Source organism: Acinetobacter legionensis, assembly GCF_057165765.1.
Genome location: NZ_CM169896.1, coordinates 2,148,499 through 2,164,077, shown reverse-complemented (window position 1 = coordinate 2,164,077; position 15,579 = coordinate 2,148,499). Strand labels below are relative to the sequence as shown.

Annotated in this window: 19 protein-coding genes; 8 read left to right on the top strand and 11 right to left on the bottom strand. The window is 40.4% G+C overall.

Translation table 11 applies throughout. The features are described 5' to 3' along the window. The first annotated feature begins 144 nt into the window (after positions 1 to 144). The 4 genes from ribA to AC2G3J_RS09890 all read left to right on the top strand — a co-directional run bounded on the left by ribA (position 145) and on the right by AC2G3J_RS09890 (position 2,626). Positions 145 to 744: a GTP cyclohydrolase II gene (gene ribA, locus AC2G3J_RS09905; protein ID WP_483771039.1), complete on the top strand. Its 600-nt coding sequence runs from the start codon at positions 145 to 147 to the stop codon at positions 742 to 744. A 138-nt stretch (positions 745 to 882) separates the two neighbouring features. Further along, the gene (locus AC2G3J_RS09900; RefSeq protein WP_483771038.1) at positions 883 to 1,455 is read left to right on the top strand and encodes a nuclear transport factor 2-like protein; all 573 of its coding nucleotides are present in this window, start codon (positions 883 to 885) and stop codon (positions 1,453 to 1,455) included. Next, the gene (locus tag AC2G3J_RS09895) at positions 1,431 to 1,928 is read left to right on the top strand and encodes a chalcone isomerase family protein (RefSeq protein ID WP_483771037.1); all 498 of its coding nucleotides are present in this window, start codon (positions 1,431 to 1,433) and stop codon (positions 1,926 to 1,928) included. Before AC2G3J_RS09900 ends, AC2G3J_RS09895 begins: the two co-directional genes overlap by 25 nt. Before the next feature lie 11 nt (positions 1,929 to 1,939). Then, positions 1,940 to 2,626 (top strand): response regulator transcription factor, encoded by a 687-nt coding sequence (locus AC2G3J_RS09890; RefSeq protein WP_004981566.1) that lies wholly within the window; start codon positions 1,940 to 1,942, stop codon positions 2,624 to 2,626. A gap of 17 nt (positions 2,627 to 2,643) precedes the next feature. Here the strand turns inward: AC2G3J_RS09890 and AC2G3J_RS09885 are convergent, their stop codons facing one another. The 8 genes from AC2G3J_RS09885 to AC2G3J_RS09850 all read right to left on the bottom strand — a co-directional run bounded on the left by AC2G3J_RS09885 (position 2,644) and on the right by AC2G3J_RS09850 (position 10,813). Further along, positions 2,644 to 3,966, bottom strand: a complete 1,323-nt coding sequence (locus tag AC2G3J_RS09885) for a sensor histidine kinase (RefSeq protein ID WP_483771072.1) — start codon at positions 3,964 to 3,966, stop codon at positions 2,644 to 2,646. 35 nt (positions 3,967 to 4,001) lie between these two features. Then, the gene (locus AC2G3J_RS09880; RefSeq protein ID WP_483771036.1) at positions 4,002 to 5,051 is read right to left on the bottom strand and encodes an SAM-dependent methyltransferase; all 1,050 of its coding nucleotides are present in this window, start codon (positions 5,049 to 5,051) and stop codon (positions 4,002 to 4,004) included. An 8-nt stretch (positions 5,052 to 5,059) separates the two neighbouring features. Continuing rightward, positions 5,060 to 5,839: a DUF1295 domain-containing protein gene (locus tag AC2G3J_RS09875; protein WP_346312868.1), complete on the bottom strand. Its 780-nt coding sequence runs from the start codon at positions 5,837 to 5,839 to the stop codon at positions 5,060 to 5,062. Positions 5,840 to 5,863: 24 nt separating this feature from the next. Then, positions 5,864 to 7,069 carry an SAM-dependent methyltransferase gene (locus AC2G3J_RS09870; protein WP_004981573.1) on the bottom strand — a complete coding sequence of 402 codons (1,206 nt, stop codon included), beginning with the start codon at positions 7,067 to 7,069 and terminating at the stop codon, positions 5,864 to 5,866. After that, positions 7,066 to 7,854, bottom strand: coding sequence for a DUF1365 domain-containing protein (locus tag AC2G3J_RS09865; RefSeq protein WP_483771035.1), 789 nt, complete (start codon positions 7,852 to 7,854; stop codon positions 7,066 to 7,068). Before AC2G3J_RS09865 ends, AC2G3J_RS09870 begins: the two co-directional genes overlap by 4 nt. Before the next feature lie 9 nt (positions 7,855 to 7,863). Beyond that, positions 7,864 to 9,147: an NAD(P)/FAD-dependent oxidoreductase gene (locus AC2G3J_RS09860; RefSeq protein WP_483771034.1), complete on the bottom strand. Its 1,284-nt coding sequence runs from the start codon at positions 9,145 to 9,147 to the stop codon at positions 7,864 to 7,866. Continuing rightward, positions 9,144 to 10,130: an acyl-CoA desaturase gene (locus AC2G3J_RS09855; protein ID WP_483771033.1), complete on the bottom strand. Its 987-nt coding sequence runs from the start codon at positions 10,128 to 10,130 to the stop codon at positions 9,144 to 9,146. The genes AC2G3J_RS09860 and AC2G3J_RS09855 overlap by 4 nt, the downstream gene beginning before the upstream one ends. A 134-nt stretch (positions 10,131 to 10,264) precedes the next feature. After that, positions 10,265 to 10,813 carry a lipocalin family protein gene (locus AC2G3J_RS09850; protein WP_087012923.1) on the bottom strand — a complete coding sequence of 183 codons (549 nt, stop codon included), beginning with the start codon at positions 10,811 to 10,813 and terminating at the stop codon, positions 10,265 to 10,267. 399 nt (positions 10,814 to 11,212) lie between these two features. On the opposite strand from AC2G3J_RS09850, the gene AC2G3J_RS09845 reads away from it, so the two are divergent. Next, on the top strand, positions 11,213 to 11,320 hold the full coding sequence (locus AC2G3J_RS09845) for a DUF2256 domain-containing protein (protein ID WP_087013147.1): 108 nt from the start codon (positions 11,213 to 11,215) through the stop codon (positions 11,318 to 11,320). 32 nt (positions 11,321 to 11,352) lie between these two features. Here the strand turns inward: AC2G3J_RS09845 and AC2G3J_RS09840 are convergent, their stop codons facing one another. From AC2G3J_RS09840 to AC2G3J_RS09830, 3 genes are all read right to left on the bottom strand, one after another. Next, positions 11,353 to 11,607, bottom strand: coding sequence for a TIGR03643 family protein (locus AC2G3J_RS09840; RefSeq protein ID WP_087013149.1), 255 nt, complete (start codon positions 11,605 to 11,607; stop codon positions 11,353 to 11,355). Between the two features lie 158 nt (positions 11,608 to 11,765). Next, positions 11,766 to 12,167 carry a hydroxyisourate hydrolase gene (gene uraH / locus AC2G3J_RS09835; protein WP_087012925.1) on the bottom strand — a complete coding sequence of 134 codons (402 nt, stop codon included), beginning with the start codon at positions 12,165 to 12,167 and terminating at the stop codon, positions 11,766 to 11,768. Between the two features lie 10 nt (positions 12,168 to 12,177). After that, positions 12,178 to 12,666, bottom strand: a complete 489-nt coding sequence (locus AC2G3J_RS09830; RefSeq protein WP_171304210.1) for a GlcG/HbpS family heme-binding protein — start codon at positions 12,664 to 12,666, stop codon at positions 12,178 to 12,180. A gap of 106 nt (positions 12,667 to 12,772) precedes the next feature. Between AC2G3J_RS09830 and AC2G3J_RS09825 the strand changes: the two genes are divergently transcribed. The 3 genes from AC2G3J_RS09825 (at position 12,773) to AC2G3J_RS09815 (ending at position 15,549) form a co-directional block, all read left to right on the top strand. After that, positions 12,773 to 13,444, top strand: a complete 672-nt coding sequence (locus tag AC2G3J_RS09825; RefSeq protein ID WP_087012929.1) for a heavy metal response regulator transcription factor — start codon at positions 12,773 to 12,775, stop codon at positions 13,442 to 13,444. Further along, positions 13,441 to 14,826: a heavy metal sensor histidine kinase gene (locus AC2G3J_RS09820; RefSeq protein ID WP_483771071.1), complete on the top strand. Its 1,386-nt coding sequence runs from the start codon at positions 13,441 to 13,443 to the stop codon at positions 14,824 to 14,826. The genes AC2G3J_RS09825 and AC2G3J_RS09820 overlap by 4 nt, the downstream gene beginning before the upstream one ends. A gap of 282 nt (positions 14,827 to 15,108) precedes the next feature. Further along, the gene (locus tag AC2G3J_RS09815; protein WP_346312865.1) at positions 15,109 to 15,549 is read left to right on the top strand and encodes a winged helix-turn-helix transcriptional regulator; all 441 of its coding nucleotides are present in this window, start codon (positions 15,109 to 15,111) and stop codon (positions 15,547 to 15,549) included. Positions 15,550 to 15,579: the final 30 nt, after the last annotated feature.

Sequence of the window (15,579 nt, the reverse complement as noted above, 5' to 3'; positions counted from 1 at the left end):
TATTAAGTGACTCTTTAGTGATTTTTCTTGAACTTTACTTCACACACTAAATACTCTTGTATTTTCACATAAAATTCACTATCTAAGAACTATTTTTAAATGGAAAGTAATAGTTTAATTTTTAAAATACAGGGGTATAGTTAAATGGCTATAGAATTTATTTCTAAATCAAAGTTACCTACTGCTTTTGGCGATTTTGAAATTATAGCGTTTCAAGATCAAAGTACTGGTGAAGAACATATTGCTCTTGTCAAAGGAATTAATACTATTTCTCAACCTGTACTAGTCCGAATTCATTCAGAATGCTTAACAGGTGATGCTTTTGCTTCACTAAAATGTGATTGTGGCCCACAATTACATTCAACTATGAAAATGATCAATGAAGCAGGCCAAGGTATCATTTTATACTTACGCCAAGAAGGCCGTGGCATAGGTCTAACCAATAAAATTCGAGCTTATGCACTTCAAGATCAAGGTCATGATACTCTTGATGCAAATTTATTATTAAATTTACCTGCAGATGCTCGTAAATATGACATGTGTGCCATTATGTTAGGTTATTTAAAAATACAAAATGTAAAATTAATCACAAATAACCCATTTAAAATTAAATCTTTAACTGATTTTGGAATCAACGTTGTTGAACGTATTCCTTTAAAAGTTGGCTTAAATATTTTTAACAAAGATTATTTAGAAACAAAGCAAAAACGTATGTCACATATGTATGATAATAGTGACTTTTAAAATATTTAATAATAGAAAAACTGTTTGAATAGTCATAAAAATTCTATTATATGAATTACATTTAACTTTCATCTTCACATTCTATTCACCTTAACTCACCTAAAGTATAAAAATAAACTGTGAAGATGGACAGTGAACATGAATCAAGTCAAAACGTTAATGGCAATTGCCTTATCCTTACCAGTGCTTTTCCTGTCAGGATGTAAAAGTGTTCCTCGTTACTCCTCTGATTATGCAAATGCCAGAGCGAGTATTCAGGGAATACCCTTAGATGATGCAAAAGCACTAGAAATCGGTACCCGCTTCACTTCGGCATTTAATACCTTGGGCACACCTAAATTCGTTGAAAATGCTGGAGCACTGTATGCAGATCAGCTTTTTATTAACGATACTCTGTCGCAATTTTCATCGCGTAAAAAACTGCTTGAACATTTTCACGGTATGAACCAGCGAGTGAGTAATGTAACTGTCAGTCTATTAAATACTTCATATAATCAAGACTCTGCCTATGTACATTGGCATATGGTTTATGATTTTAAAATGTTAGGGAAGACACGAACAATGGATTCATTTGGCATCAGTGAAATAAAGGTCAACCAAAACCATCAGATTATTTTCCAACAAGATTTTTGGGATCCGGCCAATGGTCTGTATCGTTCTTTGCCATATGTAGGAGGAACCTATTCATGGGTACTGCCTTTCAAAAAGTAGCCATAACCACTGTACTGATGCTCGGGAGTTTTGGTTCCTGGGCGCATGCGAAGAACTTAAATAAATGTGGTAATGGCCCACTAATGGTGGGACAAAAACAGGTCGGTGTGGCCAGTTACTTTGCGCAAAACTGTAATCAGCCTTGGCAAGGACAAAACATGCAGATGGATTTTACCTATACGCAGAATATTCCAGAATGGGCATTCAAACGTGCAGCCAGACATCTACTCCAACGTAATATCAAAGATCAAAAGATTCAGGCTGTTTTCAATCCAATCACCGATCTGTATCGTCCAGTGAACTCAGGAGATCTATACCAACTAAAATATAGCCATGCCACACACACATTAAGCCTATACTTAAACCAGAAAGTGCAGGGACAACTCCAGAACCCATTAGCCCAGCAATATTTTAATATATGGCTAGGTCCTCAGCCATTTAGTGCTAAATTAAAACAGCAATTAATAAAGTAGTCTCTACAGTTATGTCTAAACATTTTATTTTGATGGTTGAAGATCATTACGAACTGGCATCTACCCTATGCGAGTTTCTAGAAGAGCATGGTTTTGTGGTCGATCATGCTCGAAACCTAAATGCTGCGCGCCAATTGCTCAAGCAGCAACGCTATCATATTTTACTTTTAGATATTAACTTACCTGATGGTTCGGGTTATGAACTATGTGAATGGCTACGAAATAAAGAAGGTATGGACCTCCCTGTGCTGATGCTCACCGCACGTGATACGTTGAATGACAAACTCAAAGGTTTCAATTCAGGCACGGATGATTATCTAGTCAAGCCATTTGACTTTAATGAGCTGGTGGTTCGAGTCAAAGCTCTGATCAAGCGTTCACAGGGTGAAGTCTCCTCTAGCCGTCTTCAAATTCATGATCTTATTCTGGACCCTGCAACACAGCAACTGACTCGTGGAGGACAAACCATTGAACTGCCCCCCATTCAATTCAAACTGCTCAAACTACTGATGCGTCATTCGCCTAAAGTTCTGACTAAACAGGAAATTATGATAGAGCTTTGGGGGGATCAAGAGCCTGAAAGCGATGCCCTGCGTAGTCATATTTATAATTTGCGTAAAATGGTCGATAAGCCTTTTGAGCAAAAACTAATTCACACCATATCTGGTGTAGGGTTAAAGATCACTTTAGAAGCTTAAGCTCTAGAAGCCCAGCCTTAATTTAAATACACGACGACAATCAGTCCAGTCGTCATCGCCAGATCAACATCCTGATGGGTATTGAGATAATACTGCCGATCAAACAATTCCACTCGCCAGCCAAGCTGCTTGCACAACTTCTGTACCAATTGCAGTCCAATGCCATGACCTTTGATCTCTAATTGCAATTGCTGCCCCGACAGTTCTTGTACCTTTGAATTATTCGGTAAAGGAATGCCGACACCATTATCTGCAATCAATACTGTATTTTTTTGCAAAATGACATCAATTTCTGTGCCTTGTGAATAATTCAGTGCATTCCTCAAAATATTGCCAAATACCATTTTGGTCATCGACGGGTAAAGTTTACGTGGCTGTTCGTTTAGATCTTTTTGAAAATTTATCCGCATGCCTTTGTTATGGCTAACACTATCCAGATCCTGAACTACATTTTCCAGACATTCAGAAAGCATAGTCGATTCAGCGGTTAAAGTATTGGTGGTATTGCGGGCGATAGCCAGTAGTGTGTCAACTAATAGTTGCATGTCTTCAATGGTGTTGTTCAAGCGAGTAAATGATTTATTGTCCCCATAGCGTGCCTGACACAACTGCACATTGCCTTTTAAGATGGTAAGTGGTGTGCGAAGCTCATGACTGACATCACCAGTAAATTCACGTTCACGCTGAATAAACTCGCTTAATACCTGATGATATTTTTCTAGCGCTTGCTTCAGATATTCCGCTTCCAGATTTGAATCAGTCCGGATGTCATGAAACGGTGAAGCCTGATTTTTATAATCTTCCCAATCAATATGTTCCAGTGCGTTGGCAAGCCTGGTAATGGGAGAAAAATAACGCCGGGCACGACGGTTCCACCACCATAACATACTATAAAGTACAAACAAGCTGACCATCAGTGGTGCCAGACCAAACAGCCAGACCAGTTTATTGACATTGCTTTCGCCAAAGACTAACAGGACATGCTGCCCATCTTTTTCGCCATAAACGGTCATGCGTTCCTTACCATCGACAAAATGCCGATTCACCCCTTGCTCAAGTGACATATTCTTAAATTGGGAGGGAGACACAGTATTCCAGCGGTAACCATACAGGTTTTTGGTATCGGGCAATTCTGCGGCAGGATTACGTTCTAATCGCTGCCAGTAGTGTGACATTTCCTGTTCTAGCGCCGTTCTGAGCAAAGAACCTTTAATCACCCAGGCACTGAGGCCAATCCCAATCACCACAGACAAGGCAATGAATCCGATTTGCAGCCAGTAGTAGCGGTTAAACACCTCACCCAGAGGATGATCACGTTTGTCCCTAAACAGCTTTAACATTGATGCATTCCCCGCTGGCCAATCCCATTGTTCAATTATACGGCTTTCTTCTTTAACAGAAAGTGGCCAATGACCCACTCGCGTCCATGGTCATAACCAAATAGCTCGGCACAGGCCATAAAGAAAATCCGCCAGCGCTGCCACCAGATTGCGGCATCCGCGCCATAAGTTTTTTCAAATAAGGGCTTTAGCTCGGCCTGTTTACTATCCATATTTTCTAGCCAAGCATTTGCGGTACGTTCATACTGCGTACCCGCCCATTGCCAGTGCTGTTCTAGCTGTAAATGCTGCTGAAAATGTAGGAAAGTTGAGGCTGCTGGCATCAAACCACCACTAAAGAAATATTGCGACATCCAGTCAAACTCATTTTTGACTTCAAACGGGTAATGCAAGAAACGATGACAGAAAATATGACACCACAATAAGCCATCTGGTTTGAGCCAAATACTAATATTTTCAAACAGTTTTTGATAGTTGCGTACATGCTCAAACATCTCCACCGATACCACACGGTCAAATGACGCAGATTCAAGTTGCAACACATTGACATCACAAGTGATCACATTAAGGTTATCCAGTTTTTTTAAACGGGCTTGTTCCTGAATATACTCACGCTGCGTTGAAGAATTTGACACGACTGTAATATGGGCCGTTGGATAATGCTCGGCCATATATAGACTGAAAGAACCCCAACCGCAGCCAATTTCCAAAATATCCTGCCCGTCTTTCAGTTGTGCTCGCTGGCAATAGCAGGCAAGGGCAGCTTCTTCGGCTTGGTCTAGCGTCATATCGGCATGTTCAAATAGACTCGCGCTATATTTCAAACGCTTACCGAGTACTGCCTGAAAAAATGCGGTCGGCAGTTCATAATGCTGCTCATTGGCTTTGTCTGTCTCAATGGCAATTTCGCTGTTTTTCAGCATGGTCAGCACATCCATATAGCGCTGCGCTGCCAATGCGGGGTCAAACCGACCTTCTTGTGCCAAACGTTTTTTGCTCAAGATTTTAATACCAGCACGAATCACTGGGTCTGGCACCTTGCCATTTTCGATCAGTTCTAAGGTTTTTTGAATCATAAAGTCCATGTATTTACCTACTCTTTGGGTGGCCACGGAATAAACATTGAAGTTCGTCGTTGATAGTCTTTATAGTTGTCACCACGGTGGGCGAGCGCCTGTTTTTCACTAAAAGGAATCCCCGTAAAGTAGTACAGGAATAGCCACATCAGCAGTGGATAAATCCATAATCCATAGCATCCTGCTGCCAGACCGAGCACTGGATAGGCAAACCAATGCAGCCATTCAAAAAAATAATTCGGATGGCGCGAATATTTCCACAAGCCCTGATCCATGGTTTTACCTTGATTCTGTGGATCTAGCTTAAAACGGTAAAGTTGCTGATCTGCAGTGCTTTCACCTATCAAAGCCGAGAGCATGATCATGCCCGCCACAATCACAGTGACCAAAGTCCAGTCATTCCATTGCTCGGTCGAGATACTTAACAACTTCAGTATTGGGTAAGAAAACAGTAGAGCCAAACCTGCCTGGAATATAAAAAACACCAGAAAACCAAGATGCTGATAATCCCCCATCGCTCGGCGCATGTTGGCATAACGCGTGTCTTCTTGGGTTTCATTGGCATAGCGCCGTAACAGATGCCAAGTCAGCCGTGAAAACCAGATCCCACTCGCCAGTCCCAGAAATAACCGAACCAACATCGGCGCACTGTCAATCACCCAAGCGGCAATAATCACATTAAGGGCAATACTGAAACTCCAAGCGACATCGACTAGCCCTGCTCTGCGGTTATAGGTCACCAACACCCAGCTACAGAGCATGATGAAGACATTGAGCAAAAATAAATCTAGCAGCATGTCGCCCTCCTGTTTTATTTCTGCTTAGTAAGCACTGGCTTCAAACAGCAAATGAACATCACTGATCACACCCTCCCTAAAACCACCTTCGCAATAACACAGATAAAAATCCCACATGCGGATAAAACGCTCATCAAAATCAAGTTGCAGTACTTGATCACGCTGCTCCAGAAAACGCTGGCGCCAACACTTCAGGGTTTGTGCATAGCTTTGACCAATATCTTCCAGATGTTTGAGACGAAGTTTTTGCTCAGAAGCCGTTTGCGTCATCACACTGATACATGGAATAAAACTACCGGGGAAAATATAACGCTTAATGTAATCTACCGTATTTAAAGCTTTAACATAGCGTGCATCTTCAATCGTAATCGCCTGTATCAAGGCTAGACCATTCGGCTTGAGGAGCTCGCGGCATTTTCGGAAATAAGTTGGTAAATATTGCTCACCAACTGCTTCAATCATTTCAATGGACACCAATTTGTCGTATTTACCCTCGAGTAAACGGTAGTCCTGAAGCTGTACAGACACCCGATGAGACAGCCCTGCTTCAGCAACTCGGGCGAGTGCTTCATCGTACTGAGCTTTGGAAATGGTAATGGTGGTCACCTTACAGCCATAATGCTGAGCCGCATAAATGGCAAAGCCTCCCCAGCCGCTGCCAATTTCAACCAAATGGTCCATCGGTTGCAATTGAAGTTTTTGGCAGATCAGTTCTTTTTTATAATCTGAAGCTTGTTCCAAGCTCATACAGGGTTCTTTAAACACCGCACTGGAATACATCATGCTGGAATCTAAGAACAATTTAAAAAAATCATTGCTCAAGTCATAATGCTCAGCAATATTCTGACGACTACCATCAATCGAATTCTTGCGGGATTTATACCAAGCCTTGAGTACCAACTGGCTGGCTTTTGCCACTACATTTTGATTCATCCGATCAAGCACATCACGATTACGTGCTAGAATACGAATTACGTTGACCAGATCTTCACTGCTCCAGTAACCACGAATAAAGCCTTCTGCTGCCCCCAGTACACCATTACGGAACAGCAAATCGATAAGGCGTTGGTCGTGAACTTGAATTACTGCATGCAAGTCACTGTAATTTTCCCCGACCAGACCATTCCAGATACCTTTAAATATTAGCTGACCATGACGCAATTTCAGCATATGGCGTAGGACTATCGGCAGTTCGGTATGCTCTCCCATTAACAGTGTTTTCATAGTCATGTCTTTCCTTTTTCTTTTTTAGGATGCCGATAAAACGGAATTTTCTTTTTCCATAAGCGCAAAGCATGTAGATAAATCCCGCTCACCATCCTAAAGGGCTCAAGAACTTTTAATACAGCATATCGATGTTGCTGTGAAGGAAGTGTGATGGCTTGCAGCTTAAATTTCATCGTGGCATCAAATTGCAATATTTCTTGTTCAAACAGCTGCATGTGAATCACATTTTGCTGTTCTGAAAAGCTAAAACGCCAACGATAATCCAGTGACATCGGCATGAATGGTGACACATGAAAGGCCTTTTTAAAGTCAAACTGGTGGCTCTGGTAAGGCGTATGTTTAGTTACATTGTGCCGACAATCGAGAATGTACACCTGACGTTCATTCCACGGTGTATTGGTGATTTCACTCAGTATAAAAATCAGTTGATCGGTCGTATCAAAGATCAAATAAAACACCACAGAATTAAAACGAAAACCCAGTGTGCGTGGTAAAGCCAGTACACGAATAGATGCAGCATGTGGTAAATGATAGTTTTCGTGCTTGATCAGTAACCGTGCAACTTTCTGCCGAATCGAGCCATATTCCATGTTCAGAAAGTCACGTTCATCCAAGGTCAATAAATTCCAGCAACTAGAAGACCAGAACCAAGATTTTTGGGTAAAATTTGCCAGTTGATCCGGATCAAAGCATAAATAGCTAAGCTTCACCTCAAAAGCATGCGATTTGGGCAAATAGCGACGATGGCGAATTTCGGTAGAAGCGATAGCCAGTGGATACATTTGCATTCTGTACTCCTAAGCCGCTTGCTCAGTGTGTTGCAGCAACTGATTTACAACCCATGAAGCACTACGCGCTCCATCTTCATGAAAGCCCCAGCCCCAGTAGGCACCACAGTATGACGTCCGGTTCTGACCATTAACCTCAGCCCAACGTTGTTGTGCCTCAATCGCGGCAGCATCAAATACTGGATGACGATAATATCGTTCTACCCATATTTTTTTCGGATCAAGGTTAAAGTTAGGATTGAGTGTGGCAAAGATTTGGGTTTTACAATTCAGGTTTTGCAACTGGTTCATCCAGTAACTGAAACCATAATGCATGCTACTATGCTGGAATGGAGTTGATTCGGTTACACGACTAGGTGTCACATGTACATGCCAGCTGGCCCATTGGCGTCTGGATTTGGGCATGATATGAGTATCGGAATGCACCACCATATGGTTATCCTGATAACGAAACTTGCCAAGTACTTCCCGCTCTTGCGCTGACGGGTCTGTAAGTAAATTCAAGCTATCATCAGCATGGCTGGCAAAAATGACCCAGTCAAAACGTTCACTGCCCTGTCCAGTTTCAATCACTACATCATTGGCACTACGGGATACATGAAGCACACCTGTCTTGCGGAAAGTCATATTCGATTGGGCCTGAATGGCACGAACATAACGAGCTGATCCACCCTTGACCGTAAGCCACGAAGGTCGCTCTTTCAGCTGCAACATACGATGGTGCTGAAAAAAGCTCACCACAAATTTATACGGAATCTGTCCAGCTTGCTCTACTGGACAGGACCATAGCGCCCCGCACATAGGATAGAGATGTTCCTGACGAAAGGCTTCGGAATAGTCATGTCGATTGAGATATGCATCAATACTGAGCTGTGCATCGACCTGTTCAATATCAATATCTTTATTCGCCGCATAGAAACGGAACAGATCCGACAACATCACGCGAAAATCAGCGTTAAAGAAGTTTTGCGGTCGGAACAACAGCGAGAATTTTTTTGAAGGATTGTACTGCAAGCCAGTGACTTGATTGTTGACCGAAAAGCCCATGTCACTGCTTTGCGATTGAATCCCGAGTTCTTTGAGCATTGCACAGAACAGTGGATAGTTATGCTCATTAAATACAATAAAGCCACTGTCCACTGCAACCTGTTCGCCATCTATATTCAACTGATGGGTATCGGTATGGCCGCCAAAGTAATTATTTTTTTCAAAGACCGTGACCTCATGTGCTTTGCTTAATTTCCAGGCCGCATACAAACCGGAAATACCTGAACCAATAATCGCGATTTTCATTGTAATTCCTTCGATTGAATCGTGTGAGCGCCCGTCGTGGTGAGTTTTTTCTGTTTTCTAAGTTGAGCAATTTTACTGACGTCATAGACCCGTTTTGGAATTGGCTTTAAGCCCCAGACTATCCCGAGCCAAGACATAATTTTTAGGAGGTAATAGGTCACATCAATCTGCCACCAGTAAAAGCCCTGTCGGGTACTGCCTGCATAATAATGGTGATTGTTGTGCCAGCCTTCGCCCAAAGTAATGATAGACAAGAATAAATTGTTGCGGCTTTGATCATCAGTGTCAAAATCACGGCTACCGTAATGATGCGCCAGTGAATTGATACATAAGGTCGCATGGATCAGCAACACGGTGGACACCACAAATCCCCAGACTAGTAATTGCAAGCCGGAAGTCCCCAGTTGCGGCCAAGCTATTGCTAGCCATTCTCCTAGCACATAAATCCCACCCGCGGTCAACAGCACCACAATTAGACTAAACCGGTCCAGCCAGATTAATTCCGGATATTTCAGCCAGTCTTTGATGACTTCTTTACGCGTGGCAAAGTTATATTCATTCAGAAACCAACCCACATGGCTATACCAAAAACCGTGGGTAGATGAATGCGGGTCTTGTGAAGAATCTGTATAGCGGTGGTGATAACGATGATGGGCTGCCCACCATAAGGGGCCACGCTGTGCACTCATGGTGCCTAGTAATACAAATAGGAACTGCACTGGACGCGAGGTCTGAAAGGTTTTATGCGATAAATAGCGATGAAAAAAAGCCGTAATGGAAAACATACGAATCAGGTAGAACAGCAGCATAAAGCCCACTGCAAACCACGACACTCCCACCCAGAACACTGCTAGACAAGCCAGATGCAACAGAATAAAGGGTAAAATCCGCTGCCACTGAATCTTGCTGTTTTCAGCCGTCAGTGTTTCGGGCGCTGTGGGTGTGGACCAACTGTCTATCCATCGCATCAGAGTTTTCAACATGGACTCATCCTACTTTCGAGCGATTGTATTTATTCTATTTGATGAGTGTAATCAGTCAGGTATGAATTTTATGTGAAGTAAATAAAAAAACCGAACTGTTGAGAGATTTATCAGTTCGGCAAAAGGTTAGCAGATTAATGAGGCAATTTGATAAGTTTTGTCACGTCATAGCCATAATCTTTCGCAGTGTTTATATATGACTGATAAGTTGCTTCATCTAGTTGCGGTTCACGTGACAAAATCCATAGGTATTTATTACTTGGGCCACCCACCAGTGCCACTTTATATTCCGGGTCTACTCGTAATACCCAGTAATGACCTTTAGTAAAGGGTATCCATCTTAAACCTTTAGGCAAAAAGCTGACCTTTAATTTGCTATTCCCCCTATTTTGCGGATATGCAACTCCTTCAGAACTTATCATCTCACCATTGGCAGTTCGACAACTATTCAATACATTCACTGTCTGATCCTCATTAACACTATATTCTGCGTTGATATTAGCTATACATTTACGCTGAAAATACATCGGTAAATGAGAAATTTCATACCATTTTCCAGCGTATTGTTGAATATCAACTTCATCTACAGCCTGAGGTGTAACAGTTTCTGCTTGAGCAGTCATAGACAAACTGATTATAGCCAGCGTCGCAGCTGTAAAAAATGACTTGAATAGAGTATTCATTTTTAAGCCTTATTTTTGATTTCATCATTAAGATAAACCAAGTAGATGTGAACAAAGCGTGAATATTAGATATCGAAATTTATTAATGTATGCTTCAGAAAATATAATTTTTTAACTTTAGGTGCTCCATTCATCACATGGCTTGAAATTTTTATAGATAAATAGGGCTTTATTCTAATCATGATGGTTTCTGTACAATCGTTGATCCGTATCTGACAAGATAGCTTTTTGGGAATCTGTATTTTCACAAAAATTGAACTGTCTAGATTTACACTGCTCTCTCTTTCATCGGGTCTGGAATGGCTATGCGTTATCAGCTTGCTACGCTTAAAGCACTGGACCGTACCCGCGATGTGATCCTGATGGCCGAAGTTGTTGAGTAAGCCACTTATCTAGCCCATCATCCTCAAAAATTGCCCTGATTTTACCGCCATACGCCCTTTTACTTGGCTCAAGAAATGGTACCGCTGCTGGGAGGAAGTACGATATCGTTCTGAACGATGTTAACGTGAGTCAAGACGGTAGTCAAAATCAAATACTTAGAAACGCTTGTATTGCCGTGAACAATAGGCCCGTATCACATCGGGTGAACGCAGCTGCAGATGCTTGGTTTTTCGGCCGGTCACGCGTTCACGCCACATTTTAAAACTAGATGCTTTCAAGTTTTTTCGCATGAAACGAATCACAGTTGCTTCATTTAAACCATACTCACGTTGAATAGCTTCAAAAGGAGTTCGATCTTCCCAAGCCATTTCGATAATTCTGGATATGTCTTCTTCAGAAAATTGATTCATACCATTCTCGTTTTTAATCATCATGAAGCGTCAATAAGCTTTATCAACTCTAATCTGACTAAAATCATAACAATACAATCATGAATTTTTTGTGATTTTTCTCTAATTTAAGGACTAAACACAAATAAAAGGGCTAGTTAGACTAGCCCTTTTAAATCTTAGTTGCCTCTATAAGTCGAATATCCATAAGGGCTTAAAAGTAGAGGAATATGATAATGGCTGACACTTCCATCCACTTTAAAAATGACAGGGATTTCAGGAAAGAAAGTATTTTGATTGTTCTTTTTAAACCAGTTTTCTGTTTTAAATGTGACTTTATAAGTGCCTGCTTCGAACTTCTGATTTTCAGGAAAAAGTGCAGTAATACGGCCATTGGAACCCGTATATTGCTGATTTAACTTTACCCATTTATTCCCAGTACTTTTTTCGAGTACCACCTCGACTTGAGCCGAAGGCAGCCCATTTTCCAGATTCAACACATGCACACTTAAGGGGTTAGTTTGTGCAAAAGTCATTGAGGTCAATAATAGCGTTGAGAGTGGCAATAATTTTTTAAACATGATGGATTCCTTAAGGATTGAAAATAGACTGAACAGCTGTTTCAGCGCAGTAATGGTCATTTTTTGCGCCCCCTGCTCCCGCAACGCCGATGGCACCGACCACTTTGTTTTCATAGCGCACAGGGAAACCGCCGCCTAACAACAGTAAATTTGATAAGGTCGTTAAATTTTTTGTATCCTTGTTTTCATGAGCATTTTGGCTCAATAACAAGGTAGTTGTTTTAGTCGATAAAGCGGTAAAAGCCTTTTTCTCGGCAGCCCCCAAATTATGTGGTCCGACATTTTCATTCCTGCTCGCGAGCAAGGTATTTCCGCCTTGATCAACCACCACTACAGCAATGTTATGTTGTATTTTTTGACACGCAGTCATCGCAGCATCAACAAGAGTTTGTGCTGCTTTAAAATCAAGTGAGTAAACTTGATTCAATTGAATCGTTTGTGCAAAAGTACTGCTACTCATCAGCATTACTGTTGCAATAAGCCCTTTGAGTTTGTTCATCATGATTGCCCTGAATTAATTTTTAAAAAATCTTATACAACCTGAATGATTTGAAGCATGACAATTACATTACAAAGTTGTCATCTTCAAAATGAGTCTGAATAAAATGTGTATTCTTATTATCGAAGATGAAGTGAAGATCGCCTCATATCTGGTTAAGGGTTTAAGTGAATCTGGCTATGCAGCTGAATGTGTTCATTCAGGACTAGAAGGCTTGGAAAAATTAAAAATGCATTCATATAGTTTGGTCATATTAGATGTAATGCTGCCCGATATCGATGGCTGGGCGGTATTGAAAATATTGCGACAATTTTCCAATATTCCCGTGATTTTTTTAACTGCAAAAGACCAGATTATCGATAGGGTTAAAGGTCTAGAATTGGGTGCTGATGACTACTTAGCCAAACCTTTTTCTTATATTGAATTACTGGCTCGAATTAAAAGTTTGCTTAGGCGGCAACTGTATTTGCAGGAAAATGAGTTAGAGATTGGTAACTTAAGAATGGACCCGATTCATCACAAAGTTTGGCGTAATGATCAGCTGATAGAACTTAGCAAAAAAGAATTTAATCTTTTGCGCTTTCTACTCCTTCATCAAAATGAAATTATTACGCGCAGGCAAATAGCTTCTGAAGTTTGGCATATTAATTTTGATACCGATACGAACTTTATAGATGTAGCGGTGCGGCGCTTACGCAGTAAAATTGATGAAGGGCATGAAATAAAATTAATTCATACTGTTCGTGGTCTCGGTTATAGAGTTTCGGTAGAAAAATAATGTTGAAACCAATTCCCTCGCTAGAACTACGATTAACGCTATTGGTCACAAGTTGCGCTGCAATAGTCTTGTGTACTGTAGCATTTATGACCTATCTAGGCATCAACCAGATTTTAATTACCCAACAAGATCGGGCTTTGGTTGAGCGAATTGAGCGCTTGGAAATTTTGCTTCAAGATAGTAGCAATATCGAACAGATTATCGCTCGCCCGAAGCTGTATCAAAATATGTTGGGAAATAAGGATAATTTGTTTCTATTGATTCGGGGCGATCATATTCTCATTAATATCAATCCGCTTTCTATTCCGCTGCCTCAATTCACTCATGAACCCCAAATTCAATTTCGTGATTTATCTGCTCATGCCTACCCAACCCGTATTGCTTGGAAAACCATCAAAATCAATCAACAACCTTATGTTTTAATTGCTGGAAAACAGTGGTCTGAAAGGCTAGCGATTCTTTCGCCATTTCAAAAAAAACTTTTCATTTATGTTTTTACAGGTCTGTTAGCTATATTTATTCTCTGTGCGATTGCAAGTCGTGTGGGATTAAACTCTTTAACATCTCTACGAAAGCAGACTCATGCGATTAATATTCACAAACTTGAGCAAAGATTAAATGTGACAAGTCCTCCACAAGAAATTGAACAGCTTGCATCAGATATCAATGCCATGCTCGAGCGAATTGAAATGGGGTATGAACAAATAAATCGTTTCTCTGAAGACATTGCACATGAATTTAGAACCCCATTGAACAATTTAATCGGTCAAACCGAAATTTTAATTATGAGTGAACGCAGTCCCGCACAGTATCAAGAACTCTTGATTTCAAACTTAGAAGACTATCAACGTTTAAAAAGAATGGTTGATAGTATGTTATTTTTAGCCCGCGCAGATACTCATAACGTTCTCATACACAAGCAACAGATTCAAGTTCAATCATTACTAGAAAATGTTTGCAATATTTTGCAATATCAAGCAGAAGAACAATCATGTAAATTTGTTTTCAGGCTAGAGGCATCTGAGTTGTGGGCTGATCTAGAACTAGTGCAACAAGCACTTTATAATCTTATTTCAAATGCACTGATTCATGGAGGCAACCACAAAACTATTTATATCAACAGCAATAAAAAACTAATCAACAACACCATTATGCTCGTATTATCAGTTACCACTAGTCAATTAGAAATTCCCTCTGAGTATTTGGATCATCTTTTTGAAAGATTTTATCAGTGTAATACCAGTAGAAATACTTATCATAGAACTGGTGGATTAGGTCTATCTATTGTAGCTTCAATCATGACTCTTCATCAGGGAACATATCATGCATTCAATAGCTCCGAAGGTATATGCTTTGAATTGTGTTTTCCTAAAGCTCTATAATTTAGTTTTTATCTTTTAATAATTATTTATCTCACCACTATGAATATAGTGTAAATTTTTGATTGTTATATAGATAACACTTGCAATTTAGTTCATTAATACTGATATGGTGGGTTTTATTCCTTTTTATATCAAGTTTTACATAATAAAATTTATGAGAACTTATAAAGCAAAAACAGAAGTTATTGATGAATAACTTTTCTTTAAAAAGTAAAGCATAGTTGAATAAGTCAGAGTATGTTACTATTGTTTTAGTAGTAACTTTCAAATTTATTAATTCTTATGAGTAAAAATACCAATCTTGAAGTCTGTCCAATCGCAAGAAGTCTTTCAGTTCTTGGCGATGCTTGGAGCATGTTAATTTTGCGTGATGCACATGCTGGTTTTACTCGATTTGATCAATTTCGTAAAAGCTTAGGTATTGCGCCTACAATGCTAACTAAACGCTTATCCGTTTTGGTTGATGAAGGATTGCTTGAAAAAAGACAATATTCAGAACATCCTCCACGTGAAGAATATGTACTCACTCAAGCAGGCCAAGATTTTCTACCAGTCCTATTTGTAATTGGAGCATGGGGACGTAAACACAAACCTTATGAGCATCCTGAAGAAATGGTTAAGTTTCTTGATGCTGAAAATGGTACTGAAATTGAACCAATCGTAATTGATCAGGTAACTGGTGCGGAAATTGGTACACGACTTATTCGCCAACAAGGTGAATAATGCTAACAAGCACCCTTTCTGGGTGCTTTT

Excerpts from the sequence above, each read along its gene's own strand:
- AC2G3J_RS09840 (WP_087013149.1), bottom strand. The coding sequence starts at position 11,607 with ATGAATCAATTTTCTGAAGAAGACATATCCAGAATTATCGAAATGGCT.
- AC2G3J_RS09830 (WP_171304210.1), bottom strand. The coding sequence starts at position 12,666 with ATGAACAAACTCAAAGGGCTTATTGCAACAGTAATGCTGATGAGTAGC.
- uraH (WP_087012925.1), bottom strand. The coding sequence starts at position 12,167 with ATGTTTAAAAAATTATTGCCACTCTCAACGCTATTATTGACCTCAATG.
- AC2G3J_RS09850 (WP_087012923.1), bottom strand. The coding sequence starts at position 10,813 with ATGAATACTCTATTCAAGTCATTTTTTACAGCTGCGACGCTGGCTATA.
- AC2G3J_RS09815 (WP_346312865.1), top strand. The coding sequence starts at position 15,109 with ATGAGTAAAAATACCAATCTTGAAGTCTGTCCAATCGCAAGAAGTCTT.
- ribA (WP_483771039.1), top strand. The coding sequence starts at position 145 with ATGGCTATAGAATTTATTTCTAAATCAAAGTTACCTACTGCTTTTGGC.
- AC2G3J_RS09825 (WP_087012929.1), top strand. The coding sequence starts at position 12,773 with ATGTGTATTCTTATTATCGAAGATGAAGTGAAGATCGCCTCATATCTG.
- AC2G3J_RS09875 (WP_346312868.1), bottom strand. The coding sequence starts at position 5,839 with ATGCTGCTAGATTTATTTTTGCTCAATGTCTTCATCATGCTCTGTAGC.
- AC2G3J_RS09865 (WP_483771035.1), bottom strand. The coding sequence starts at position 7,854 with ATGCAAATGTATCCACTGGCTATCGCTTCTACCGAAATTCGCCATCGT.
- AC2G3J_RS09860 (WP_483771034.1), bottom strand. The coding sequence starts at position 9,147 with ATGAAAATCGCGATTATTGGTTCAGGTATTTCCGGTTTGTATGCGGCC.
- AC2G3J_RS09855 (WP_483771033.1), bottom strand. The coding sequence starts at position 10,130 with ATGTTGAAAACTCTGATGCGATGGATAGACAGTTGGTCCACACCCACA.
- AC2G3J_RS09890 (WP_004981566.1), top strand. The coding sequence starts at position 1,940 with ATGTCTAAACATTTTATTTTGATGGTTGAAGATCATTACGAACTGGCA.
- AC2G3J_RS09880 (WP_483771036.1), bottom strand. The coding sequence starts at position 5,051 with ATGGACTTTATGATTCAAAAAACCTTAGAACTGATCGAAAATGGCAAG.
- AC2G3J_RS09900 (WP_483771038.1), top strand. The coding sequence starts at position 883 with ATGAATCAAGTCAAAACGTTAATGGCAATTGCCTTATCCTTACCAGTG.
- AC2G3J_RS09870 (WP_004981573.1), bottom strand. The coding sequence starts at position 7,069 with ATGACTATGAAAACACTGTTAATGGGAGAGCATACCGAACTGCCGATA.
- AC2G3J_RS09885 (WP_483771072.1), bottom strand. The coding sequence starts at position 3,966 with ATGTTAAAGCTGTTTAGGGACAAACGTGATCATCCTCTGGGTGAGGTG.
- AC2G3J_RS09895 (WP_483771037.1), top strand. The coding sequence starts at position 1,431 with ATGGGTACTGCCTTTCAAAAAGTAGCCATAACCACTGTACTGATGCTC.